Raw genomic sequence first — 23,433 nt, 5'->3', positions numbered from 1 at the left:
GCGAGTGGTGTGGCGGCTGGACTTCGCCGTGATGCCGTTTATTGTACGGGGCAGGGCCTGACGCTACACTAACGCGATTTTTGCAGGCACCAAAACGCCTGTGTCTCAATGGCAAGCAATGTAATCCGGAGAGCCTGATGGCGAACGAAGTCGTCGATCATGGCCGCCGCCGTTTCCTGACAGCAACCACTGCGGTGGTTGGTGGTATCGGAATCGTGTCGGCGGCTGTGCCCTTCATCAAGTCGTGGGAACCCAGCGCGCGTGCCAAGGCCGCTGGCGCTCCGGTTACCCAATCGTTGGCCAAGATCGAGGCGGGGCAATTGCTGACCGTATCGTGGCGCAGCCTGCCGGTGTTCGTGCTCAACCGCACGAAGGCCCAGCTGGCGACCCTGCCGATGGTGGACTCGCGTCTGGTCGACCCCAAGTCCGACGGCGCTTCCGCCGACCAGCAGCCGAAGTACGCGCAGAACGAAGGACGCTCGATCAAGCCGGAATGGCTGGTCATGATCGGCATCTGCACGCATCTGGGCTGCGTCCCGGACTTCGTGCCGGAGATCAAGCCCGAGCCGTTCGATCCGGAATGGAAGGGCGGTTTCTACTGCCCCTGCCACAAGTCGCGCTATGACCTGGCCGGTCGCGTGTTCCAGGGCGTTCCGGCGCCGAAGAACCTGCCGGTGCCGCCGTATCACTTCATCGATGACAGCACCATCCAGATTGGCGTGGATCCGAAGGAGGCTGGCTAATGGCCAACGTATTCACGAGAGTCGGTGACTGGGTCAACGAACGCGCACCCGGCATGGCGCCGATGTACCGCGCGCACATGACCGAGTATTACGCGCCGAACAACTTCAACCTCTGGTACTACTTCGGTTCGCTCGCCCTGCTGGTGCTGATCAACCAGATCGTCACCGGCATCTTCCTCACCATGAACTACAACCCGAGTGCGGCGGGAGCCTTCAACTCGGTCGAGTACATCATGCGTGACGTGGAGTGGGGCTGGCTGATCCGCTACATGCACTCCACCGGCGCCTCGCTGTTCTTCGTGGTGGTGTTCCTGCACATGTTCCGCGGCATCATGTACGGCTCGTACAAGAAGCCGCGCGAGCTGGTGTGGCTGCTCGGCATGCTGATCTTCCTGGTGCTGATGGCGGAAGCCTTCATGGGCTACGTGCTGCCGTGGGGCAACATGTCGTTCTGGGGCGCCAAGGTGATCATCTCGCTGTTCGGCACCATCCCCTACATCGGCAACACGCTGGTGGAATGGATCATGGGCGACTTCCTGCCCGCCGACGCCACCTTGAACCGCTTCTTCGCCCTGCACGTGATCGCGCTGCCGATCGTGCTGCTGCTGCTGGTGGTGCTGCACATCGCGGCCCTGCATGAAGTGGGTTCGAACAACCCCGATGGCGTGGAGATCAAGAAGGGTCCCAAGGGCAACCGCTGGGATGCGCTGAAACCGGCAGACGGCATCCCGTTCCACCCGTATTACACGGTGAAGGATCTGGTTGGCGTGGGCTTCTTCCTGCTGATCGCCGCCTTCATCATCTTCTTCGCGCCGACCTTCGGCGGCTGGTTCCTCGAGCACGACAACTTCATCCCGGCGAACAACCTGGCGACGCCGTCGCACATCAAGCCGGTGTGGTACTTCACCCCGTTCTACGCGATCGTGCGCATGATCCCGTCCTTCCTCGGCTCCGCCGTGTGGGGCGTGCTGGCGATGTTCGGCGCCATCGCGGTGCTGTTCGCGCTGCCCTGGTTCGACCGCGGCAAGGTCAAGTCGATCCGCTACCGCGGCACCGGCTTCAAGGTGGCACTGGGCCTGTTCGTGGTGTCGTTCATCGCGCTGGGTGCGGTCGGCGCGGGCATCACCGCCGAAGTGATCCCGGTCTGGTTCGGCGATGTCGACGTGACGTTCTGGGAAAACCTGTTCGGTCGCCTGATGACGCTGATCTACTTCGGCTTCTTCGCATTCCTTTGGGTCTATACACACTTCGGCTGGGAAAAGACCAAGCCGGTTCCGGAACGGGTGACGACGCATGACTAAGCGGCAGCTGCTAATGAAGCGATACATCTTCCCGGTGGCGTTGGCGTTCAGTCTGATCGTCGGCAGTGCCTCGGTGCAGGCGTCGGAAGAGGGCGGCCTGCCGCCCGCCGGCACCAACGTGCAGGACCAGGCTTCGCTGCAGCGCGGTGCCAAGCTGTTCTTCAACTACTGCGTCGGCTGCCACTCGCTCAAGTACATGCGTTACGAGCGGATCGCCAGCGACCTGGGGTTGACCGAAGCCGAAGTGATGGAAAACCTCAATTTCACCGGCGCCAAGTTCGGTGAACCCGTGGTTTCCCACATGCCGGCGGACATGGCGGCCAAGTGGTTCGGCAAGGCACCGCCGGATCTTTCGCTGGAAGTGCGCGCCAAGGGCCCGGACTGGGTCAACGCGTACCTCAACTCGTTCTACCTGGACCCGAGCCGTCCGGTCGGCTGGAACAACACGGTATTCCCGAACGCGTCGATGCCGTTCCCGCTGTGGGAATTGCAGGGCCTGCAGACGGCGGTGATGACCGAGGCCAAGCCGGGTGAAGACGCCAGGGTCGAGAAGCTGGTGCTGTCGCAGCCGGGCAAGCTGACGCCGGCCCAGTTCCAGCAGGCCAGTCGCGACCTGACCACGTTCCTGGAATATGCCTCCGAGCCGGCGGCGCTGGAGCGTCACCATTACGGCATCTGGGTGCTGCTGTTCCTGGCGTTCTTCACCTTGCTGGCAGCCATGCTGAAGAAGGAATACTGGAAGGACGTTCACTGAAGCCCGATGGCATCAACCGACTGCGGCGGCCACGAGCCGCCGCAGTCGTCTCACCGATGGGGAATTGCGCATGGTCCCAAGCGCTCGCTCGCGTACCGTATTGACGCTCTACACCACCGCCGATGACGTGCAATGTCATCGCGCCCGGCTGGTTCTTGCCGCCAAGGGGGTCAGCTACGAACGCGTCCTGGTTGATCCGGCACGTCCTCCCGAGGACCTGATCGACCTCAATCCCTACGCCAGCACGCCGACCCTGGTCGATCGCGACCTGACCCTGTTCGATACCTCGGTGGTCTGCGAGTACCTCGACGAACGCTACCCGCACCCCCCGCTGATGCCGATCGATCCGCAGTCGCGGGCGCGGCTGCGCGTGGCGGCCGTGCGCATCGAGAAGGACTGGCTGGTCGAGGTCGACATCATCCGTGCCGGTGGCCGGCCGGCGGACGCGGCCCGCAAGCGCCTGCGCGAGCATCTGCTGGCTTCCGTGCCGCTGTTCAAGGCGGCGAAGTTCTTCCTCAATCCCGAAATGAGCCTGGCCGATTGCCTGGTGGCGCCGGTCATCTGGCGACTGCCGTGGCTGGGCGTGGATCTGGGCAGGGAAGGCAAGCCGCTGATCGATTACGGCGAGCGGTTGTTTCACAGTCAGGGTTTTGCGCGCAGCATGACCGATCAGGAAAAGGCGATGCGGCAGGACCATGAGCAAGAATGAAGTAGTGCCAATGACGTCCAATCGGCCGTATCTGCTGCGGGCGATCTACGACTGGATCAGCGACAACGAACTGACCCCCTACATCCTGGTGGATGCGACGTTTGCCGGCGTGCGGGTGCCGCCGCAGGTGATCAAGAACGGCCAGGTCGTGCTGAACCTGGCGATGCGGGCGGTGGCGAACCTCGACCTGGGCAATGACTGGATCAGCTTCCAGGCGCGTTTCTCCGGTGTCAGCCAGTCGATCCAGATCCCGGTGCTGGCCGTGCTGGCGCTGTACGCGCAGGAGAACGGCCAGGGCATGATGTTCCCCGCCGACGAGGAGGGTGGCGACCCGCCGCCGTCCGCGCCCGAGCCGGACGACAGCACGCCGGGCACCAGCGGCGCGGAGGATGCGGGTTCCAAGCCGAAGCGCAGCGCACCGCATCTGCGGGTGGTGAAGTAGCGCGGAGGATTCGTGGCCCCGCGCCGTTGGGGCGTGAGGCAGGCGGGCCGGCGTGACCGCCGGTCAGTGCAGGCGGTCGATCTTGCGTGGACGCAGCGGCACCACGTTGTCGGTCCGGTTGGCCGGGACCTCGTGGGGCAGCAGCTCGATCACCGGGAGGCTGAGGCCGCTGAGGCTGTTTCCCAGCATCCACAGTCGGCACGGTTCGCGATCGTGGCCATCGATGCTCACCTCGAAACCGTAGCAGCGTTCGACCCGCAGCAGGCCATCGACCCGGCGCAGCCGCAGGGCGCGCAGCCCGACCGTTTCATCAAGCAGTTGCAGGCCGTGTTGCTCGCACTGGCGCCGGGCCTCCAGCACCGCCCGCTCGCGGGCAGTGCTGAGCTTCAGCCACGCGGCCACGATGGCGACAAGGCCAAGCAGCAGCAGGAGGTTGAAGACGTCGCTCATGCCTTCAGTGTGTGGGTGCCGTCGACCCAGTGCAAGCCGCCGGAGCCGATGGCCCGGCCGGCGCTTCGGTCAGTCCAGTTGCAGGCGCAACGACAGGTCGACGGCGTGCACGTGCTTGGTCAGCGCGCCGACCGAGATGAAGTCCACGCCGGTGCGGGCGTATTCGCCGATCGTCCCCAGGTCGACGTTGCCGGAGACCTCCAGCGCCACCCGGCCGGCGGTACGGCTCACCGCTTCATGCATGTCCGACAGCGTGAAGTTGTCCAGCATGACGCGGTCCACGCCGGCCTCGAGGGCCAGTTCCAGCTCGTCGAGATTCTCCACCTCGATCTCCAGCAGCAGGCTGGAGTGCGAGCGGCGCGCCGCCACGACGGCGGCGGCAATGCTGCCGGCGGCGATGATGTGGTTTTCCTTGATCAGGATCGCGTCATACAGCCCGATGCGATGGTTGTGGCCACCGCCGCACCGCACCGCGTATTTCTGGGCGATCCGCAGGCCCGGGATGGTCTTGCGGGTATCCAGCACGCGCGTGCCGGTGCCGGCCACCGCTGCCACGTAGCTTGCGGTGAGGGTGGCGGTGGCGGAAAGCAACTGCAGGAAGTTCAGAGCCGAACGTTCGGCGGTGACCAGCGAGCGGGCATGGCCGGAAAGCCGGCAGATCACCGTGCCCGGCGCCACGCGCTCACCATCACGGACCTGCCAGTCGATCCGCACCGCGGGGTCCATGCGGCGGAAACAGGCGTCGAACCAAGCCGTGCCGGCGATCACCGCATCGTCGCGGCAGGTCAGGACCGCATGGGCCTGGGCATCGACGGGAAGAAGGTCCGCCGTCGCGTCGCCCGCGCCGAGATCCTCGGCAAGGGCACGTTCGATATCCAGGGCAATCTGATCGGCGGCAGGTGGCGTGAGCGGTGACGGCTGGGTCATTCGGCGGTGGTATCTGCGGGGGCCGGGTGGTCGGGCTGGCTGAGCTTGCCCACGATCGCGCTCATCGCCCGGTCGAACAGCGCGTTCGCGGCGAGCACGCGGGCGTGGCCATCGGTCATCAGCCCGGTCAGCTCCTGCGGCGAGTAGTCGGCCACTTTCAGGCCACGCCGGTTGACGAACAGGTAGCGGCCACTCATCGGGCTGATCCAGGACAGCTTGGCGCGGGTCATGGCCTCGTCGGGCAGGCAGAACTCCAGCCAGGTACCGGGTTGCAGCGCCAGCACCTGATGCCATTCCGGGCTGTCCAGCGGAACCTCGGCGACCTCTTCCTCCAGTTCGTCCTGCTGCGCATTGCGGCTTTCGACGATGGGCTGGATGTTGTCGGGGATCGCCAGCATCGCGGCGTCTTCCTCGACGGTGACGACCTCGGCCGGACCGAGCGCTTCGCCCAGTTGCTGACGGTAGTACGTGTGCAACTGCGCCAGCAGGCGCTCCACGTCCTGTTCCTGGAACGCCACGTTGGCCAGGCCCTGCCGCAACGCCCGTTCGATGCCCGGAAGCATCTGGCGCAGCACCTGCTGGCTCTGGACATCGTGTGGCGTGCGCGTGCTGGCGATGAATTCGTCGATGAAGCGCAGGGCGCTCTTGAAGGCGGGCGAATCCTCGCCCTCGCGCAACAGGGTGAGCACCAGGTGGTTGGCCCAGGCCCGCGCCAGCACGCCGTGCACCAGCGGCGGCAACTTGTTCTCGCCGATGCGATCGAGGATCTCGCGGGCGGCGCGACGGCGCGCCTGCTCGAGCTTCTCGCGGCCCCGGGTGGACTCGGCCACGCGCTGCTCGGCCAGTTCGGAACGCCGCTTGTTGGCATCCTGGAACTGCTGCAGATCGACCAGCAGGCGGTCGAAGATGCCCATGTCATCGTCGAAATCGTGCAGCAGCTGGTCGACGATCCATTTCACCTTGTCGTGCAGGCGCTGGTCGCGGTCGGATTCCTGCGACCAGCCCTTGGCCTGCTCGGCCAGGCAATCGAGCAGCCGCCGCGCAGGATGCTGGCGATGGGCGAACAGCTTGCGGTCGAGGATCGCCGCCTTGAGATAGGGGATCTGCAGGCGCGCCAGCATCACCTGCATCGCGGCAGGCAGGTTGCGGTCTTCCAGGATGAATTCGAACAGCATGCCGACCAGGTCGATGGTGTCTTCATCGATGGTGGCGACGTGGCTGGGCTTCTCGCCACGCAGGGCGCCGAGCTGGGTCAGCAACTGGCCCTTCAGCTGCAGCACCTCGCGGCTCAGTTCCGCGGCATCATCCGGCTGCGCATGCGGCAGTGGACCGGCGGTCGCGATCTGGCTCTGCAGCACGCTCAATGCACCGAGCAACTCGTTGGCCGACGGCAGCGGGCCGCTGGGCAGGCTCGCCGCGCCCAGGCCGACGCCGGCGTGCGGGCGCCGCGCGCTGAACAGGGCATGCAGGGTCTGCAGCAGGTCGCTCGGAATATCGCCGGCCTCGTCAGCGCCACCGTTGGCGGAATCCGCGCCTCCGGCCAGCGCGCTCGACGCCCCCGACTTGGCGCCGCCGCGGGTGATCTCGTGGCGCAGTTGCGGCAACACGCCGGCGCGCACCAGCTCGGTGTTGATGTCCTGGTAAAGCTCTTCGAGGCAGGACAGCACGTAGCGATCGAACAGCTTGTAGATGATCAGCTTGACGCGCATGTCGGCGCTGAGTTCGTGCAGGGCCTGCCGGAAGGCTTGCGCCAGCACGGCCGGCCCCACCGGATTGCCTGCATCGTCCACCTTGTGGCCGCCGCAGATGACCGACAGCCGCTGGTTGACCGAGAACAGGTCGCGCGAAAGCCGCGATTCGTTCTTGCCGATCATGCTGGTGATTGCCAGCGATTCTTCCAGTTCGTTGTCCGCCACCAGCGAAAGTTCTACGCCACCGAGCGGCGACGGCACGTTCATCGATTCGGTCTTGGGCGGATGGGCCAGCTCGGCAATGTTGCGGCTTACCGCGCCGAGGAAGCTGCGCTCCACCGCGGGCCGGCGCTTGCGCACCTCGCGCATGCCGTCGAAATAGTGCATCTGGGTGGCATTGTTCTCGGCCTTTTCGGCCAGGTCGAATAAGGCGTCGTCGACGTGCTCGAACGCATTGCCGGTCCACTGCTGCAAGTGCTTGCCGGCGATGTTCCGCACCGCACTCAGCAATTCGCCCACGCGTTCACTGGCCGGATCCATGCGCTGGCTCAGGCTGACGACTCGGGACGTATCGGTGGCTTCATTCATCGCCAAACCCCTGGAACATGGCGTGCGGCAGGACCCACAATGGATCGCGCAGGTGCTGACGATAAGCGAAATGACGCCCCCGTGTCATGCGCGGTCCGGCGTTTCAGGCCGGTGCTGCGGCCTCAGGCCGCAGGGAAATCGGCCAGTTGCAGCGTGCCGATGCCTTCTTCGGGCAGCATGACCGGAATGCCGTCCTCGACCCGGTAGATCACCTTGCCGTCCGTGGTGATCAGGCCTTCGCTGACCCGCTGGCCCACCGCCACGCCGGCTACGGTGTCGACCTTGCCGCTGCCGATGCCCTCGTTCAGTGCCTCGAGTTCACGCTTGCTCAGGGGACGCAACGGAGTTTTGCTGACCGGGCAGCACAGAATGTCTAGCAGGCGCTTGTCCATGGTTCGCTTGGGTGTGCCGGGGTGGAGAAAGCCCGTACAATAGCCGTTTTTGGGCATTCCGGCCATGACAGGAACAAGCATGCAGCCGCGCGTCGGCGTCGTGATGGGCTCGCGCTCGGACTGGGAAACCATGCAGCACGCGGTCGACGTGCTGACCGAACTGGGCGTTGCCCATGAGGTCAGGGTGGTCTCCGCGCACCGCACGCCCGACTTGTTGTTCAGCTACGCGGAACAGGCGGCGGCTCGCGGCATCCAGGTGGTGGTCGCCGGCGCCGGTGGCGCCGCCCATCTGCCAGGCATGCTGGCGGCCAAGACCCGCCTGCCGGTATTCGGCGTGCCGGTGCAGTCGAAGGCACTCAACGGCATGGATTCCCTGCTGTCGATCGCCCAGATGCCGGCCGGCATCCCGGTTGGAACGCTGGCCATCGGTCGCGCCGGCGCGGTGAACGCGGGCCTGCTGGCGGCGGCGGTGCTGGCGCTGCACGATCCCGACCTGGCGACGGCGCTGGAGAATTGGCGGCAGCGCCAGACCCAGGCCGTGCTGGAACAGCCGGACCCGCGCCAATGAGCGAACGGCAGCAGCCCGTGCTGGGCGTACTCGGTGGTGGCCAGCTGGCGCGCATGCTGGCCTTGGCGGCGGCGCCGCTGGGAGTGAAGTTGCTGGTGGTGGACAGCGCGGCCGACGCCTGCGCAGGCCAGGTCGCGCCGCTGGTAGTGGCCGACTGGACCGACTACGCGGCGCTGGAGAAGTTTGCCGCGCAGGTGGATGTGGTGACTTTCGATTTCGAGAACGTGCCTGCCGAAACCGCGCACTGGCTGGCCGAGCGCGTGGCGGTGTTTCCCGCGCCACAGGCGCTGGCAGTGGCGCAGGATCGACTGGCGGAGAAAACCCTGTTCCGCGAATGCGGTTTGCCCACGCCCGATTTCATGACGGTGGACACCCGTGAGCAGCTGGACCAGGCCCTGGCCCGGGTCGGCGCGCCGGCCATCCTGAAAACGCGGCGGCTCGGCTATGACGGCAAGGGCCAGTTCCGCTTGCGTGAGGCAGCCGATGCCGACGCGGCCTGGGCGGCGCTCGGCGCACAGGCACCGGCCCATGGACTGATCCTCGAGGCCTTCGTGCCGTTCGAGCGCGAGCTGTCGGTGCTTGCCGTGCGCGGCCGCGACGGTGACTTCCGCACCTGGCCGCTGACCCGCAACTGGCATGTCGACGGCGTGCTGTCGATGAGCCTGGCGCCGGCGCCGGACATCGACGTGCTGCAGGGGCGCGCCACCGAACTGGCCCGCATCCTGGCCGAACGGCTGGGTTATGTGGGGGTGTTCGCGCTGGAGCTGTTCGTCAGGGATGGCGAGTTGCTCGGCAACGAAATGGCGCCGCGGGTACACAACTCCGGGCACTGGACGATCGAGGGTGCCCGCACCAGCCAGTTCGAGAACCACGTGCGGGCCGTGCTGGGCATGCCGCTGGGTGATACCGGTGCGCGCGGCGTGTCGGCGATGTTCAACTGGATCGGTGAGTTGCCCGAGCCGGTCGGCGTGCTGGGGACCCTCGACGCGCATTGGCACGATTACGGCAAGCAGGCACGACCCGGACGCAAGGTGGGACACGCCACCGTATGCGCCGACGAGGCGGCCGTGCTGGCCGCGCGGCTGGCGGACATGGCGGACGCGATGGGACGTCAGGCGCAGGCGCGTCCGACCATCGAGGCGTTGTCCTAAAGCCGCAGTCCGAAATCTGGCGACCTGGCCGAACGCCCACGCCGGCCAGGCATGTCATTCGCCTTCTTCCCGATATTCCCGCGGCCCGACGGCACGGCGGATTGCCGGCCCGAGCCACGTGCGCCGTCGGGGCCATTCATCATTCCAGGAACCCCCATGTCCCTTTCGCTCGCCCAGGCGAAGAGCAACACGCTGTCCGGTCTCACCGTGGCCTTCGCGCTGGTGCCCGAGGCGATCGCCTTTGCGGTGATCGCCCACGTCAATCCGCTGACGGGCTTGTATGCGGCCTTCATGATGTGCCTGATCACTGCAGTGCTGGGTGGCCGGCCCGGAATGATTTCCGGAGCCACCGGTGCGATCGCGGTGGTGGTCGTGGCGCTGGTGGTGCAGCACGGCGTGCAATATCTGTTTGCCGCCGTGGTGCTGATGGGCCTGCTGCAGTTGCTGTTCGGTGCGCTGCGGCTGGGCAAGTTCATCCGCATGGTGCCGCACCCGGTGATGCTGGGCTTCGTCAACGGCCTGGCGATCGTGATCTTCCTGGCCCAGATGCCGCACTTCCAGCAGCATGGCCAGTGGATTGCGGGTCACACCCTGTGGGTGATGCTCGGCCTGGTCGCGATGGCGATCGTGATCATCTACCTGCTGCCGCGGCTGACCCGGGCAGTGCCTTCGGCGCTGGTGGCGATCCTGGCGGTTGCGGTGCTGACCAATGCCTTCGGCATCGAAACCCGCACGGTGGGCGATCTCGCGTCGATCAGGGGCGGCTTGCCCAGCTTTCACCTTCCCGATGTGCCATGGAATGCCGACACGCTGCGCATCGTGTTTCCGTACGCGCTGATCATGGCCATGGTCGGGCTGATCGAGTCGTTGCTGACCCTGAACCTGATCGACGAGATGACCGATACCCGCGGTAAGCCGAACCGCGAATGCCTGGCGCAGGGCACGGCGAACGTGGTGACCGGCCTGTTCGGCGGCATGGGCGGCTGCGCCATGATCGGGCAGAGCATGATCAACGTCGGTGCCGGCGCGACGCATCGCCTGTCCGGCATCGTCGCCGGGCTGGGCCTGCTCAGCTTCATCCTGTTCGGCTCGGCGCTGATCGAGCGGATTCCCCTGGCGGCCCTGATCGGGGTGATGTTCGTGGTGTCGGCGAAGACCTTCGCCTGGGGCAGCGTGCGCGTGCTGGGCAAGGTGCCGCGCGCGGATGCGCTGGTGATCGTGGCGGTCACCGTGGTGACCATCTTCACCGACCTGGCGCTGGCGGTGCTGCTGGGCGTGGTGATCTCGGCGCTGGTATTCGCCTGGCAGCACGCGAGCCAGATCGAGGTGGACACGCACACCGATGCGCAAGGCCGCCGCATCTACGAGCTGAAGGGCACGCTTTTCTTCGCCTCGACCCGCAATTTCCAGAACCTGTTCAATCCCGGAGATGACCCGCAGCAGGTGATCGTGGAATTCGGCCGGGCCAGGGTGATGGATCACTCCGCCATCGAGGCCATCGATACGCTGGCCGAGCGCTATCAGAAGCTCGGCAAACGACTGCAGCTGCGCCACCTGAGTCCGGATTGCGCCGAGTTGCTGCTGAAGGCGGGCGGCATGATCGAATCGAACGCCGCCGAAGACCCGCACTATCACCTGGCGGATGATCGGCTCGGTTGATCGGGGTTTCGCGCAGGCATGAAAAAAGCGGAGCCGCTGGCGGCCCCGCTTCCTGTTTTCAGATGACCGGACTTCAGGCGAGGTTCTTTGCCGCGAAGTCCCAGTTCACCAGGTTCCAGAACGCTTCCAGATACTTCGGGCGGGCGTTGCGGTAGTCGATGTAATAGGCGTGTTCCCATACGTCGGCGGTGAACAGCGGCTTGTCGGTGCCGGTGATCGGCGTGGCCGCGTTCGAGGTGTTGACGATGCCCAGCGAACCGTCCTGTCGCTGCACCAGCCAGGTCCAGCCGGAGCCGAAGTTGCCGGCGGCGGACTTGCTGAATTCTTCCTTGAACTTGTCGACCGAGCCGAACGCCTTGTTGATCGCGTCAGCGAGCTTGCCGTTGGGTTCGCCGCCACCTTTCGGGCTCATCGAATTCCAGTAGAACGTGTGGTTCCAGATCTGGGCGGCATTGTTGAACACGCCACCGGACGACTTGCGGATGATGTCCTCGAGCGGCGCGTCGGCAAACTCGGTGCCTTCGATCAGCTTGTTGAGGTTGGTCACGTAGGCCTGGTGGTGCTTGCCGTAGTGGAAGTCCAGCGTTTCAGCGGAAATGTGCGGCTCCAGCGCGTTCTTTTCGTACGGAAGCGGGGGAAGTTCGATCGCCATGTTGAGGCTCCTTGACGTTGGCTGGGAAAAAGGTCGGCGCAGCGGACGGCAGCCGACGGCTGGCTGATACAATAGCGCTCTGCCTGCATTGTAAAGATGAATCACCGAACTATGGACATCAACGAGCAAATCAGGGCCATGCTGGCCGCGCATCCCATCGTGCTTTTCATGAAAGGCACGCCGGAGTTTCCGATGTGCGGCTTTTCGTATCGCGCCGCGAAGGCGTTGACCGAAGCCGGCGCGGTGTTCCAGGCCGTGAACGTGCTGGCCGACCCGCGCATCCGCGCCGCGTTGCCGCATTTTTCCAACTGGCCCACGTTTCCGCAGTTGTTCATCCAGGGCGAGCTGATCGGTGGTTGCGACATCATCGAGGAGCTGAAGGCTGCCGGCGAGCTGTCGCGCATGGCCAGCGACGTTGCCGGAGTCGCACTTTGAGCATGCTGCCTTTTTCTCGCCTGCCCGATGACTGGCAGCCCGCCAGCGATATCTTGGCCGGCCGCGTGGTGCTGGTCACCGGCGCCTACGGTGGCCTCGGCGGGGCGGTGTCGCGGGCCGCGGCGCGTGCGGGCGCCACCGTCGTCATCACCGGCAAGCGCAAGCGCCAGCTCGAGCAACTCTACGACGCGATGCTCGCCGAAGGCCTGGCCGAGCCGGTGATCCACCCGCTGGACATGGAAGTGGCCACGCCGAAGGACTATGCCGCGCTGGCCGAAGGGCTGGAGCGCGACTTCGGTCGCCTCGACGGCATCGTGCACGCCGCCGTGAGTTTCGGCGGCCTCACGCCGATCACCATGCACAAGCCGGACGCCTGGCTGCGCGCGATGCATGTCAACGTCAACGCCCCGTTCGCGCTGACCCAGGCCTGCCTGCCGCTGCTGACCCAGGCCGATGACAGTGCCGTGGTGTTCGTGCTGGACGACCCCGAGTTGCTGCAGCGCGCGCACTGGGGCGGTTACGGCGCATCGAAGGCGGCGCTGGAGCGTTTCGCGGCGATCCTCCACGAGGAAACCGACACCGGTTCGCTGCGGGTGCATGCCCTGTTGCCGGCGCCGATGCGCACGGCGCTGCGGCAACTGGCTTACTTCGGCGAAGACCTGCTGCAGCGACCGTTGCCGGATGCCACCGCCGCCGCGGCGATCCACCTGCTGGGCGCGCGGGGCGCCCCGGCGCGCGGCACGATACTGGACCTGCGGGCCGGCTGATCGGCAGCAGGTCCACCGAAAGGGCGCCACACCGGCGTCGATCAAACATGGAGTCGAAATGGAAGCGCAGATGACCACCTTGTCCGCGGGCATCCTGCTGTTCCTGATCATGGACCCGCTGGGCAATATCCCGCTGTTCCTCAGCCTGCTGAAGGACGTGCCGCCCAAGCGCCGCCGCCACGTGATGGTGCGCGAGCTGCTGATCGCGCTGGGCGTATTGCTGGCGTTCCTGTTCGGCGGCCAGTACATCCTGCATCTTCTGCAGCTCAGGCAGGAGTCGATCAGCATCGCCGGCGGCATCGTGCTGTTCCTGATCGGCATCCGCATGGTGTTCCCGCCCGCTGATGGCGGCGGCATCTTCGGCAAATCCGGTGGCGGCGAGCCGTTCATCGTGCCGATGGCGATACCCGGCGTGGCCGGCCCCTCGGCGATGGCGGCGCTGCTGCTGCTGACCAACACCCAGCCCGGTCGCACCGCAGACTGGGTGCTGGCCCTGCTGCTGGCATGGCTCGCCACCGCGCTGATCCTGCTCAGCTCGACCTACCTGTTTCGCTGGCTCGGCGAGAGCGTGCTGACGGCGCTGGAACGCGTGATGGGCATGCTGCTGATCGCGCTTTCGGTGCAGATGTTCATGGCCGGCGTGGCCTCGTTCCTGCACGCGAGCACCTGAGCTTTCGCCCCTGCCGCAAGTTGTTTCGGCGCGGCAACGCGGTCGCGAGGGTTTCGCGAAATCGACATCCGGCTGGTGTGCGCCAAACCGCGGCAAACATTCTCCGTTCGGTATAGGCGCGTCCCTGGATAAGGTGTCGCACGACGGCCATGGCGATCCCGGGAAGGCTCGCCATGTGACTGATTTGGAAAGCTTCGTGCTCGCGTTCGGGGGAGGGGTTCGCCGCGCCGGGGTGACGTGTAAACGTTACAAAAATGTCATACAATGTCGTTACAATCATTTAACAAAGCCGCGGACGGGTTGGTCCAGCGTGCTGGAGTTCTTGCGGTTCGTGCTGCTTTTGGAACCGCGCAAATCAATTGGGGTTGCAGATCGTGTCGATGTTGCCTGGCCTGCGCCGGGCGGAGCCACGCTTTTGACCTTCAAACCTGAGTTTCCTTTTCGTTGCGAGCCTGAGGGTCGATCAAGAATGAATAGCCGAATTCGCACCAAACTCCTTCCGTTTGCCATTGCCTCGTTGCTGGCAGCGTCGGTGCCTGCCATGGCGCAGGACACCTCTTCCTCGATCAGCGGCCGCGTGCTCGACGCCAGCGGCCAGCCGGTCGCCGGCGCCACCGTGCAGATCGTGCATGAGCCCTCAGGCACTACCAAGATCACCACCACCGGTCCGGATGGTCGTTATTCCTCGCAGGGCCTGCGCGTGGGCGGTCCGTTCGACGTGACCGTCTCCAAGGCCGGCATGGCGCAGGCGGAACAGGACAACGTCTATCTGCAGCTGGCTCAGGAAACCCCGGTCAATCTGACGATGGGCGGCGCCAGTGAGCAGGCAGCCACCAACCTCAGTGGCGTCACCGTTTCGGCCAACTCGCTGGCCCAGACTTTTTCGGCTGACAACAAGGGCATCTCGACCAACGTGTCGAGCCGCGAAATCGAAGCGACCCCGACGCCGGACCGCTCGATCCAGAACATCGTGCGCCTCGATCCGCGCATCGTGGTCACCGACCGCGCCGCCGGTTCGTTCTCGGCCATCGGCCAGAACAGCCGCTACAACAACATCACCGTCGATTCGGTCAGCGCCAACGATCCGTTCGGCCTGAATGCGAACGGCCTGCCGACCCTGTCCACGCCGATTTCGCAGGACACGATCGAGGAATACAACATCTCCACCGCGAACTATGACGTGGCGACCCGCCGCGGCGTGGGCGCCGTGGTCAATGCGGTGACCAAGAGCGGCACCAACGATTTCCACGGCTCGGTCTACTACGTATTCCAGAACCAGAACATGATCGGCAAGAACGAGGCCGACGCCAAGTTCAATGGCTTCGATCGCCAGTGGACCGGCGGCGCCACCGTCGGTGGCCCGATCATCAAGGACAAGCTGTTCTTCTTCATCTCGGCCGAGAAGAGCAAGCAGATCGGTTCGGGCAGCCCCTACGGTGCGGAAGGCAGCGGCGCCAGCGTCATCGTGGACGGGCTCACCCCGGACATGATCCAGCAGGTGCGCGACATTGCCGCCAGCAAGTACGGCATCACCGACATCGGCTCCGCGGGCGGTGGCAACACCGACCTGGAAGACAAGCGCTACCTGGGCAAGATCGACTGGAACATCAGCGACAGCCATCGTGCCAGCTTCACCTTCAGCCAGACCAAGGAAAGCAAGCCGACCATCGGCGGCAGCAGCAGCAAGCTGGTGCTGTCCAGCGGCTGGTACAACTCCGATACCAAGAACACCAGCTACGCGCTGCATTTCTACGACGACTGGTCCGATTCGTTCTCGACCGACACCACCATCTCGTACGCGAAGTTCCACAAGGGCAGCAATCCAGTGGCGGGCGGCGCCCTGCCGGACATCACCATCTATCCGGTCGGTTTCAGCGACGGCGCGCAGGTGGAATTCGGCACCAACTATTCGTACCAGGCCAACATCCTGGACGTGAAGACGCTGAACGCCGCCTGGGCGGGCACGTACTACGCGGGTGACCACACCATCAAGGGCGGCTTCGACTACGAGCGCGACACGACCTACAACCTGTTCCTGCAGAACTATTTCGGCAGCTACACGTTCGAGGACGGCAACGGCCTGAGCGGTCTTGAGAACTTCGCGAATGGCGACTATTACCAGTACCGCTACAGCCGCCCGGCCGATGGCCTGAGCCTGAATGACGTTGCCGCCAACTTTGAGCTCAAGCAGTGGGGCGTGTTCCTGCAGGACACCTGGCAGGTCACCAACAACCTGTCGGTCCAGTACGGCATCCGCGTCGACATCCCGCTGATGAGCGACAAGCCGATCTACAACCCGCTGTTCGCTGCGGCGCCGGGCACCAATCCGGTGACCGGTGCTGCCACCGGCGGCTTTGGTCGTACCAACCAGACCACGATCAACGGCAACCGCGTGGTGCAGCCGCGCCTGTCGTTCAACTACAACTTCGACACCGAGCGTCTGACCCAGTTGCGTGGTGGCGCGGGCCTGTTCATCTCCAACCCGCCAGGCGTGTGGATCGGCAACATCTTCTCCAACTCGGGTGCGACGCAGACCCAGTTCAACTGTGGCCCGACGCAGAGGGCTCCCTGCAATACGAATCTGCCGGCGTTCAGCCCGGATGCGCACAACCAGAACGACGGCGTGGTCGGTTCGGGTCAGCAGACGGTCAACACCGTCTCGCCGGGCTTCCGCCTGCCGAGCGTGTGGAAGTTCAGCGTGGGCATGGACAAGGAGCTGCCGTGGTGGGGCCTGGTCGCCACGGCCGACTACCAGCACATCAAGGTGCGTGACGCGATCTACTATCAGAACATGAACATCGGTGCTCCCACCGGTGTGCTGCCGGATGGTCGCTTCACCTACTACAAGAACCCGACCAAGGATCCGCGTTCGTCGGGTCAGCAGTCGCGTTACCTCGCCAATGGCGCCTTCTCCGACGGCACCATCAACCTGGCCAACAGCAGCCGCGGCAGTGCGGACAGCCTGGCGCTGTCGTTGAAGAAGCCGTTCTCGACCGACTGGTCGGGCATGGTGGGCTTCACCTGGAGCCGCGCCACGGAAGTGAACCCGGGTACCAGCAGCGTCGCCCGTTCGAACTACGTCAACAACTACGTGTTCAACCCGAACGAGGACAAGGCGAGCCCGTCGAACTACTCGATTCCGCGCCGCGTGATCGCCGGCCTGAACTGGCAGCATCGCTTCTTCGGCGATTACGCCACCAGCGCCAGCGTGTTCTATGACGGCCACAATGCCTCGCCGTACAGCTGGACCTTTGGCAACGATGCCAATGGTGACGGCTTCAGCAACGACCTGGTCTTCATCCCGAACCCGGGCCAGGTGTCGTTCCGCACCGGTACCGATCCGGCGCTGATCCAGCAGTTCTACGACTACATCAAGGGGAACGACTACCTGAAGGATCATCAGGGCGGCCCCGCCGGCCGCAATGGCGATCACGCAGGCTGGCTCAACCAGATCGACCTGAGCTTCAGTCAGGAAATTCCTGGCCTGTTCAAGGGCAACAAGGGCAAGATCAAGCTCGACGTCTACAACTTCACCAACCTGCTGAACAAGCACTGGGGTATCGAGAAGCGCGCCAACTTCCCGGGCTACCGCAACCTGGCTGACTTCTACGGCGTGGATGCCGACGGCAAGTACATCTACGACATCTCCGGCTCCAAGTACCTCCACGATGGCAGCTACAGCCCGGAGCAGGTGCCGACCTCGACCTTCCCGAGCGATCTGGCTCAGCGTTGGGCGGTGCAGCTGACGGTGAAGTACACGTTCTGATCCGTTCCCGGGTCTGAAACGCAACCGGCGCCCGCGAGGGCGCCGGTTTTTTTATGCTTGACCATATCGTGGTTCACGCAGGAAGCTAACAGGTCGGCCGCGATGGAGCGGCCATGGAGAAGCAATCGAATGAATGACACCTACAAGGGCGCGCCAGCCAGAACCGGCGTCGTGAGCGCCCGCATTTCGCCGATCGGTGGCCTGGATGTGCTCTCGCGCCATGAAGTGGCGCGCCTGCGCGGTGCCAGTGGTTCCGGTCTGCACGCACTGCTGCGGCGCTGTGCGCTGGCGGTGCTGACCTCCGGCAACATCAGCGACGACCCGCGGGCGATCCTCGAGCAGTACCCCGATTTCGACATCCAGGTGCTGCAGCAGGATCGCGGCATGAAGATCGAGCTGACCAACGCGCCGGCGCAGGCCTTCGTGGACGGCCAGATCATCCGCGGCATCAACGAATTGCTGGTCGCGGTGGTGCGCGACATCGTCTACGTGTCGACCCAACTGGAGCAGGTCGGCTTCGACCTGGACGAATCCGCGGGGCTGACCCAGGGCGTATTCGAGATCCTGCGCAACGCGCGCATCCTGAAACCGCAGGTGGACCCGAACCTGGTGGTGTGCTGGGGTGGCCACTCGATCTCGCGCGAGGAATACGACTACACCAAGCTGGTCGGTTACCAGCTCGGCCTGCGCGGGCTGGACATCTGCACCGGCTGCGGCCCGGGCGCGATGAAGGGGCCGATGAAGGGCGCCACGATCTCGCACGCGAAGCAGCGCCGCCGGCACAACCGCTACATCGGGATCACCGAGCCGGGCATCATCGCGGCCGAATCGCCGAACCCGATCGTCAACCACCTGGTGATCATGCCGGACATCGAGAAGCGGCTGGAGGCCTTCGTGCGCCTCGGGCACGGCATCATCGTGTTCCCCGGCGGCGTCGGCACGGCCGAGGAAATCCTGTACCTGCTGGGCATCCTGCTGCACCCGGACAACGCCGGCACGCCGTTCCCGCTGATCTTCACCGGCCCACGCCAGTCGGCCGCCTATTTCGAGCAGATCGACCGTTTCCTGCGACTGAGCCTGGGCGACGAGGTGGCGCAGCACTACCAGATCATCGTGGACGATCCGCAGGAAGTGGCGCGCACCATGATCAAGGGCCTGGACAAGGTGCGCCACAACCGGCTCGACACCAAGGATGCGTTCTTCTTCAACTGGGCGCTGCAGATCCCGCTGGAATTCCAGCAACCGTTCCGGCCCACCCACGAGGCGATGCGCGCGCTGCAGATCCGGCATGGGCGGCCGCTGCACGAGCTCGCCGCGGACCTGCGCCGCGCGTTTTCCGGCATCGTCGCGGGCAACGTGAAGGAGGAGGGCGTGCAGGCGATCGAGAAGAACGGGCCGTTCGACATCGACGGCGATGCCGACATCATGCGTGCGCTGGACAAGCTGTTGCAGGCCTTCGTGGCACAGCACCGCATGAAGCTTCCCGGCGGCAGCGCGTACGAGCCGTGCTACCGGGTGCTCGGTGCCTGAAGAAAAAGTGGCAGGAATCGCTGGTGATGTCTTGACAGCCAGCGGCCTGCTCAGCAAACTACGCAGCTCACGCCCGAATAGCTCAGCTGGTTAGAGCACTTGACTGTTAATCAGGGGGTCGTTGGTTCGAGTCCAACTTCGGGCGCCAAATGCAAACAGGGGTCGGCAGTGATGCCGGCCCCTGTTCTTTTTGCGGAACGCAAACCGGCGCGCCGCCGGGGCAGTGCGACGACATGACCGGCGGGTCGGACCGCAGAGGCGGTCGGCATTGCGTATCATCGCGGGGTATTCGCAGCGCGCCGGTGGCGGTATGCCGACATCAGCGCGCCTGGTCCGATTCGCGCGATTTGCAAGGTCTCCCATGCGCCGCAACAACCCGGCAGGCCGCCTGCCCGAGCCACCGAATCCGATTGCCGACGACGGCGACGAAACCCATTTCTGTCGCACCTGCGCGTTTTCCGGCGCCTGCATTGCCGAAGGCTATGGCAAGCCCGAGCTGCTGGAACTCCATTGCCTGGTCGAGCACGTCGGGCCGTTTCATGCCGGCGAGCACGTCTTCCGCACCGGCGATCCGTTCCGCTCCATCTTTGCGGTGCGCGCCGGCACGGTGAAGACCAGCATGGTCGACGCCGAGGGCCACGAGCAGGTGCTGGGCTTCTATCTGCCGGGTGAGGTGATCGGCCTCAATGCGATCTATCCGGACCACTTCCCCTGCGACGCGGTGGCGCTGGACACCGCCTACTTCTGCCGCTTCTCGTTCCCCGCGATGAGCGCGCTGGCCACGCGCATGCCGGCGGTGCAGCAGCGCCTGTTCAGCCTGATCAGCAAGGAGCTGGGCATGGCCACCCTGCTGGCCGGCGATCACAACGCCGACGCGCGCATGGCGGCGTTCCTCACCGATCTTGCCCGGCGTTACGAGGAGCGGGGCTTTTCCGGCACACGCTTCCACCTGAGCATGTCGCGCGGCGACATCGCCAACTATCTGCGCCTGGCCGCGGAAACCGTGAGTCGCGTGCTCAGCCGTTTCCGCCAGCAGGAACTGATCGAACTGGAAGGTCGCGAGCTGGTGTTGCGTGATCCCGAGCGCTTGCAGCAGCTCGGCAGGAACCTGCTTCCGCGTTGAGCGATTTTCGATGCCTGTGGCGGCTTGACGCACGCGCAGTTTTCCATCGACAAAGATGACTTGCGTCAAGCGCGGTTCGTGACCTCTCCTTACGATTTCATCCAGAAACCACAGGGAGAAACCCATGTCACGTTCGTTGTTACTCGTTCTTGCCGCGGCGAGTGCGTTGACGCTGGCCGGCTGTTCGGGCAAGTCGTCTTCGGTCTCGCCGGTGGGGGAGGTTGCCGCCAGCCCGGCCGCGATCGCCGCCACCCACGGCGACTTCGGCCCGCCCCAGGGCGAGCCGATCCACGCGGTGCTGACCAGCCCGCCGCACGTGCCGCCACCGATCCATCGCAACCATCCGGCGAAGGTCATCGTCGAGCTGGAAGTGGTCGAGAAGGAGATGCCGATTTCCGAAGGCGTCAGCTACACCTTCTGGACCTTCGGCGGCACCGTGCCTGGCAGCTTCATCCGGGTGCGCCAGGGCGACACGGTGGAGTTCCACCTGAAGAACGCGCCGGACAGCAAGATGCCGCACAACATCGACCTGCACGGCGTGACCGGTCCGGGTGGCGGCGCGGCCTCCAGCTTTACCGCGCCGGGCCACGAATCGCAGTTCACCTTCAAGGCGCTCAACCAGGGCATCTTCGTCTACCACTGCGCCACCGCGCCGGTGGGCATGCACATCGCCAACGGCATGTACGGCCTGATCCTGGTCGAGCCACCGGAGGGCCTCAGCCCGGTCGACCACGAGTACTACGTAATGCAGGGCGACTTCTACACCACCGGCAAGTACCGGCAGAAGGGCCTGCAGCCGTTCGACATGGAAAAGGCGATCGATGAGAACCCGACCTATGTGCTGTTCAACGGCAAGGAAGGCGCGCTCACCGGCGACAACGCGCTGACCGCCAAGACCAACGAGACGGTGCGTCTGTTCGTGGGCAACGGCGGTCCGAACCTGGTGTCGAGCTTCCACGTGATCGGCGAGATCTTCGACAAGGTGCAACCCGAGGGCGGCACGGTGGCACAGCACAACGTGCAGACCACGCTGATCCCGTCCGGCGGCGCGGCCACGGTGGAATTCCACACCGACGTGCCGGGCAGCTACGTGCTGGTCGACCACTCGATCTTCCGCGCCTTCAACAAGGGCGCGCTGGGCATCCTCAAGGTGGACGGCCCGGAAGACAAGTCGATCTACTCGGGCAAGGAAGTGGACGCGGTGTACCTGGGCGATCGCTCGGAGCCGAACCTGAAGGCGGTGACCACGGCGGCCAAGGCGCATGCGGCCGGCACGCTGACCAAGGAGGAGCAGATCGCCGCGGGCAAGCAGCTGTTCACCGGCACCTGTTCGGTCTGCCATCAGTCCAACGGTGAAGGCCTGGCCAACGTGTTCCCGCCGCTGGCGAAGTCGGACTTCCTGGCGGCTGATCCGAAGCGGGCGATGACCATCGTCACCCACGGCCTGACCGGCAAGATCACGGTGAACGGCCACGAGTACGACTCGGTGATGCCGCCGATGAGCCAGCTCAACGACGACGAGGTGGCCAACATCCTGACCTACGTGCTGAACAGCTGGGGCAACCCGGGTGGCCAGATCAGCAAGGACGAGGTAGCCAAGGCACGTGCCGCGGCGGTACCGGCCGCACCTGCCGAACACTGATGCCGAAACGAAATATCGGTATGGCCGTCCATACGGCCATACCGTATCGACCAGAGAGCAGCGCCGTCCGCATGGACGGCGTTGTCGCATGGGTGGATTGCGCGGCGCGTTGTCACAGTGGTGGCATCCCTTGCCATGACTTGACCGAAGTCAGGTCGGGTGCGTCGTCGCAGGCAGAGACTCCCGCCAACTACAAGGGAGCAACGCGATGAAGCACACGAGAAACCGTCTTTCCATGGCCTGCCTGATGGCCATCGTGGCCATGCCGGCCTGGGCCGCGGGCGAATCCGCCAATGTCTTGCCGGCCACCACGTCGGCCACACCTTCGCTGCAACTGGAGTGGGATGCCCGCCTGCGCCATGAAGGTGTCGATGACGATGCGTTCACCCGCAACGCGAGCGCCGACACCTTGCGCCTGCGGCTCGGCCTGCATGCGGAATTCGGCCACGGCTGGAGCGGCCTGCTGGAAGGCGCCGGCGTGGCCAGCGCCGGCGATCGCTACAACAGCGGCGCGAACGGACAGAGCCGGTATCCGGCGGTGACCGATCCCAAGGGCAGCGAGTTCAACCAGTACTGGGTGCGCTGGCAGGGCAGCCAGTTCGCCGCGACGGTGGGTCGCCAGCGGCTGCTCGTCGACAACCAGCGCTGGATCGGCAACAGCGGCTGGCGCCAGCACGAACAGACCTTCGATGCCGTCGCCCTGCAATGGCAGCCGTGGTCCGCGTTGACGGTGAACTACGACTGGCTCGACCGCGTGCATCGGGTGGCCGGCGATGATGCGCTGAATCCGCTGGCCCGCGAGCGCAAGCTGAATACCCATCTGCTCAACGTGGCGTGGACGCGGGGCACGCAGCAGTTCACCGGTTACGCCTACCTGCACGATGACCGCGACGTCGCCAGCGCTTCCAGCGCCACCTATGGCCTGCGCTGGAACGGCAAGGCCTTGCGCGATGGCAACGGACTGGGCTGGACGGTGGAGGGTGCGCGGCAATACGAGCATGCCGACAATCCGCTGAACTTTGCGCACAGCTACTGGCTGCTTGAACCGAGCTGGACGCAATCGGGCATCACCGCGAAGCTGGGCTGGGAACACCTGGGCGGCAACGGCCTGCATGCGCTGCAGACGCCGCTGGCCACGCTGCATGCGTTCAATGGCTGGAACGACCAGTTCAACGTGACGCCGGCCGGTGGGCTCGACGATCGCTACGTGGGCGTCAACGGCAACTTCGGTCGCGCCGGCCTTGCCAGCAAGCTGGCCTGGACCGTGGTGTGGCACGACTATCGCGCCGATCGTGGCGGCCGTTATGGCAGCGAATGGGATGCGTCGCTGGCGTTCCCGCTGGCAAGCGGACTCAGCGGCCTGGTCAAGCTGGGCAACTACCAGGCGGACGGCTTCGGTCGCGACAGCGCCAAGGTGTGGTTGCAGCTGGAGTGGCGTGGCCAGCATGGCTTGGCCGGCGCACGCTGAGACGA

Annotated in this window: 21 protein-coding genes and 1 tRNA gene; 17 read left to right on the top strand and 5 right to left on the bottom strand. The window is 65.2% G+C overall.

Annotated features, from left to right (window positions below; all coding sequences use genetic code 11):
* The first annotated feature begins 137 nt into the window (after window positions 1-137).
* The 5 genes from petA to AC3A56_RS16460 all read left to right on the top strand — a co-directional run bounded on the left by petA (window position 138) and on the right by AC3A56_RS16460 (window position 3,949).
* Window positions 138-743 carry a ubiquinol-cytochrome c reductase iron-sulfur subunit gene (petA, locus tag AC3A56_RS16480; protein ID WP_056767037.1) on the top strand — a complete coding sequence of 202 codons (606 nt, stop codon included), beginning with the start codon at window positions 138-140 and terminating at the stop codon, window positions 741-743.
* Complete coding sequence (locus AC3A56_RS16475; protein WP_056717311.1) at window positions 743-2,044, top strand: cytochrome b; 1,302 nt, start codon at window positions 743-745, stop codon at window positions 2,042-2,044. The genes petA and AC3A56_RS16475 overlap by 1 nt, the downstream gene beginning before the upstream one ends.
* 13 nt (window positions 2,045-2,057) lie before the next feature.
* On the top strand, window positions 2,058-2,798 hold the full coding sequence (locus AC3A56_RS16470; RefSeq protein WP_056717310.1) for a cytochrome c1: 741 nt from the start codon (window positions 2,058-2,060) through the stop codon (window positions 2,796-2,798).
* A gap of 70 nt (window positions 2,799-2,868) precedes the next feature.
* Window positions 2,869-3,507 (top strand): glutathione S-transferase N-terminal domain-containing protein, encoded by a 639-nt coding sequence (locus AC3A56_RS16465; RefSeq protein ID WP_007807971.1) that lies wholly within the window; start codon window positions 2,869-2,871, stop codon window positions 3,505-3,507.
* Between the two features lie 10 nt (window positions 3,508-3,517).
* A complete protein-coding gene (locus AC3A56_RS16460; RefSeq protein WP_487771101.1) occupies window positions 3,518-3,949 on the top strand; it encodes a ClpXP protease specificity-enhancing factor in 432 nt (143 codons plus the stop codon).
* A gap of 63 nt (window positions 3,950-4,012) precedes the next feature.
* Here AC3A56_RS16460 and AC3A56_RS16455 read toward each other — a convergent pair whose 3' ends face one another.
* The 4 genes from AC3A56_RS16455 to AC3A56_RS16440 all read right to left on the bottom strand — a co-directional run bounded on the left by AC3A56_RS16455 (window position 4,013) and on the right by AC3A56_RS16440 (window position 7,997).
* Window positions 4,013-4,399, bottom strand: coding sequence for a DUF3301 domain-containing protein (locus tag AC3A56_RS16455; RefSeq protein ID WP_056717308.1), 387 nt, complete (start codon window positions 4,397-4,399; stop codon window positions 4,013-4,015).
* 69 nt (window positions 4,400-4,468) lie between these two features.
* Window positions 4,469-5,326: a carboxylating nicotinate-nucleotide diphosphorylase gene (gene nadC / locus AC3A56_RS16450; protein WP_487771063.1), complete on the bottom strand. Its 858-nt coding sequence runs from the start codon at window positions 5,324-5,326 to the stop codon at window positions 4,469-4,471.
* Complete coding sequence (locus AC3A56_RS16445; RefSeq protein ID WP_487771062.1) at window positions 5,323-7,605, bottom strand: DUF1631 domain-containing protein; 2,283 nt, start codon at window positions 7,603-7,605, stop codon at window positions 5,323-5,325. The genes nadC and AC3A56_RS16445 overlap by 4 nt, the downstream gene beginning before the upstream one ends.
* A gap of 122 nt (window positions 7,606-7,727) precedes the next feature.
* The gene (locus AC3A56_RS16440; protein WP_056717306.1) at window positions 7,728-7,997 is read right to left on the bottom strand and encodes a Trm112 family protein; all 270 of its coding nucleotides are present in this window, start codon (window positions 7,995-7,997) and stop codon (window positions 7,728-7,730) included.
* Window positions 7,998-8,061: 64 nt separating this feature from the next.
* On the opposite strand from AC3A56_RS16440, the gene purE reads away from it, so the two are divergent.
* The 3 genes from purE (at window position 8,062) to AC3A56_RS16425 (ending at window position 11,375) form a co-directional block, all read left to right on the top strand.
* A complete protein-coding gene (gene purE, locus AC3A56_RS16435; RefSeq protein WP_056767032.1) occupies window positions 8,062-8,565 on the top strand; it encodes a 5-(carboxyamino)imidazole ribonucleotide mutase in 504 nt (167 codons plus the stop codon).
* Window positions 8,562-9,716, top strand: a complete 1,155-nt coding sequence (locus AC3A56_RS16430; protein ID WP_487771061.1) for a 5-(carboxyamino)imidazole ribonucleotide synthase — start codon at window positions 8,562-8,564, stop codon at window positions 9,714-9,716. Before purE ends, AC3A56_RS16430 begins: the two co-directional genes overlap by 4 nt.
* Window positions 9,717-9,872: 156 nt before the next feature.
* On the top strand, window positions 9,873-11,375 hold the full coding sequence (locus tag AC3A56_RS16425) for a SulP family inorganic anion transporter (RefSeq protein ID WP_487771060.1): 1,503 nt from the start codon (window positions 9,873-9,875) through the stop codon (window positions 11,373-11,375).
* 73 nt (window positions 11,376-11,448) lie between these two features.
* Here AC3A56_RS16425 and AC3A56_RS16420 read toward each other — a convergent pair whose 3' ends face one another.
* Window positions 11,449-12,027: a superoxide dismutase gene (locus tag AC3A56_RS16420; protein WP_487771059.1), complete on the bottom strand. Its 579-nt coding sequence runs from the start codon at window positions 12,025-12,027 to the stop codon at window positions 11,449-11,451.
* Between the two features lie 111 nt (window positions 12,028-12,138).
* Between AC3A56_RS16420 and grxD the strand changes: the two genes are divergently transcribed.
* The 9 genes from grxD to AC3A56_RS16375 all read left to right on the top strand — a co-directional run bounded on the left by grxD (window position 12,139) and on the right by AC3A56_RS16375 (window position 23,428).
* Window positions 12,139-12,462, top strand: a complete 324-nt coding sequence (gene grxD / locus AC3A56_RS16415) for a Grx4 family monothiol glutaredoxin (RefSeq protein ID WP_487771100.1) — start codon at window positions 12,139-12,141, stop codon at window positions 12,460-12,462.
* A gap of 2 nt (window positions 12,463-12,464) precedes the next feature.
* Window positions 12,465-13,229 (top strand): SDR family NAD(P)-dependent oxidoreductase, encoded by a 765-nt coding sequence (locus AC3A56_RS16410; protein WP_487771058.1) that lies wholly within the window; start codon window positions 12,465-12,467, stop codon window positions 13,227-13,229.
* A gap of 70 nt (window positions 13,230-13,299) precedes the next feature.
* Complete coding sequence (locus AC3A56_RS16405; RefSeq protein WP_056717347.1) at window positions 13,300-13,899, top strand: YhgN family NAAT transporter; 600 nt, start codon at window positions 13,300-13,302, stop codon at window positions 13,897-13,899.
* A gap of 469 nt (window positions 13,900-14,368) precedes the next feature.
* On the top strand, window positions 14,369-17,665 hold the full coding sequence (locus AC3A56_RS16400; protein ID WP_487771057.1) for a TonB-dependent receptor: 3,297 nt from the start codon (window positions 14,369-14,371) through the stop codon (window positions 17,663-17,665).
* Window positions 17,666-17,794: 129 nt separating this feature from the next.
* Window positions 17,795-19,195, top strand: coding sequence for a nucleotide 5'-monophosphate nucleosidase PpnN (ppnN, locus tag AC3A56_RS16395; protein WP_056717299.1), 1,401 nt, complete (start codon window positions 17,795-17,797; stop codon window positions 19,193-19,195).
* A 71-nt stretch (window positions 19,196-19,266) separates the two neighbouring features.
* Window positions 19,267-19,343, top strand: a tRNA-Asn gene (locus tag AC3A56_RS16390).
* Window positions 19,344-19,556: 213 nt separating this feature from the next.
* Window positions 19,557-20,318, top strand: a complete 762-nt coding sequence (locus AC3A56_RS16385; protein ID WP_007807994.1) for a helix-turn-helix domain-containing protein — start codon at window positions 19,557-19,559, stop codon at window positions 20,316-20,318.
* A gap of 124 nt (window positions 20,319-20,442) precedes the next feature.
* Window positions 20,443-21,960: a copper-containing nitrite reductase gene (gene nirK / locus AC3A56_RS16380; protein WP_487771056.1), complete on the top strand. Its 1,518-nt coding sequence runs from the start codon at window positions 20,443-20,445 to the stop codon at window positions 21,958-21,960.
* A 208-nt stretch (window positions 21,961-22,168) separates the two neighbouring features.
* Window positions 22,169-23,428, top strand: a complete 1,260-nt coding sequence (locus AC3A56_RS16375) for an alginate export family protein (RefSeq protein WP_487771055.1) — start codon at window positions 22,169-22,171, stop codon at window positions 23,426-23,428.
* The last annotated feature ends 5 nt before the right edge of the window (window positions 23,429-23,433 follow it).

The organism is Rhodanobacter sp. Soil_C_14, assembly GCF_057657335.1.
The sequence above is the reverse complement of the archived record's forward strand: the minus strand, read 5'-3'. Positions and strand labels throughout refer to the sequence as shown.

Bases quoted from the DNA above. Each gene is read 5' to 3' on its own strand.
- petA (WP_056767037.1), top strand. From the start codon at position 138: ATGGCGAACGAAGTCGTCGATCATGGCCGCCGCCGTTTCCTGACAGCA.
- AC3A56_RS16475 (WP_056717311.1), top strand. From the start codon at position 743: ATGGCCAACGTATTCACGAGAGTCGGTGACTGGGTCAACGAACGCGCA.
- AC3A56_RS16470 (WP_056717310.1), top strand. From the start codon at position 2,058: ATGAAGCGATACATCTTCCCGGTGGCGTTGGCGTTCAGTCTGATCGTC.
- AC3A56_RS16465 (WP_007807971.1), top strand. From the start codon at position 2,869: ATGGTCCCAAGCGCTCGCTCGCGTACCGTATTGACGCTCTACACCACC.
- AC3A56_RS16460 (WP_487771101.1), top strand. From the start codon at position 3,518: ATGACGTCCAATCGGCCGTATCTGCTGCGGGCGATCTACGACTGGATC.
- AC3A56_RS16455 (WP_056717308.1), bottom strand. From the start codon at position 4,399: ATGAGCGACGTCTTCAACCTCCTGCTGCTGCTTGGCCTTGTCGCCATC.
- nadC (WP_487771063.1), bottom strand. From the start codon at position 5,326: ATGACCCAGCCGTCACCGCTCACGCCACCTGCCGCCGATCAGATTGCC.
- AC3A56_RS16445 (WP_487771062.1), bottom strand. From the start codon at position 7,605: ATGAATGAAGCCACCGATACGTCCCGAGTCGTCAGCCTGAGCCAGCGC.
- AC3A56_RS16440 (WP_056717306.1), bottom strand. From the start codon at position 7,997: ATGGACAAGCGCCTGCTAGACATTCTGTGCTGCCCGGTCAGCAAAACT.
- purE (WP_056767032.1), top strand. From the start codon at position 8,062: ATGACAGGAACAAGCATGCAGCCGCGCGTCGGCGTCGTGATGGGCTCG.
- AC3A56_RS16430 (WP_487771061.1), top strand. From the start codon at position 8,562: ATGAGCGAACGGCAGCAGCCCGTGCTGGGCGTACTCGGTGGTGGCCAG.
- AC3A56_RS16425 (WP_487771060.1), top strand. From the start codon at position 9,873: ATGTCCCTTTCGCTCGCCCAGGCGAAGAGCAACACGCTGTCCGGTCTC.
- AC3A56_RS16420 (WP_487771059.1), bottom strand. From the start codon at position 12,027: ATGGCGATCGAACTTCCCCCGCTTCCGTACGAAAAGAACGCGCTGGAG.
- grxD (WP_487771100.1), top strand. From the start codon at position 12,139: ATGGACATCAACGAGCAAATCAGGGCCATGCTGGCCGCGCATCCCATC.
- AC3A56_RS16410 (WP_487771058.1), top strand. From the start codon at position 12,465: ATGCTGCCTTTTTCTCGCCTGCCCGATGACTGGCAGCCCGCCAGCGAT.
- AC3A56_RS16405 (WP_056717347.1), top strand. From the start codon at position 13,300: ATGACCACCTTGTCCGCGGGCATCCTGCTGTTCCTGATCATGGACCCG.
- AC3A56_RS16400 (WP_487771057.1), top strand. From the start codon at position 14,369: ATGAATAGCCGAATTCGCACCAAACTCCTTCCGTTTGCCATTGCCTCG.
- ppnN (WP_056717299.1), top strand. From the start codon at position 17,795: ATGAATGACACCTACAAGGGCGCGCCAGCCAGAACCGGCGTCGTGAGC.
- AC3A56_RS16385 (WP_007807994.1), top strand. From the start codon at position 19,557: ATGCGCCGCAACAACCCGGCAGGCCGCCTGCCCGAGCCACCGAATCCG.
- nirK (WP_487771056.1), top strand. From the start codon at position 20,443: ATGTCACGTTCGTTGTTACTCGTTCTTGCCGCGGCGAGTGCGTTGACG.
- AC3A56_RS16375 (WP_487771055.1), top strand. From the start codon at position 22,169: ATGAAGCACACGAGAAACCGTCTTTCCATGGCCTGCCTGATGGCCATC.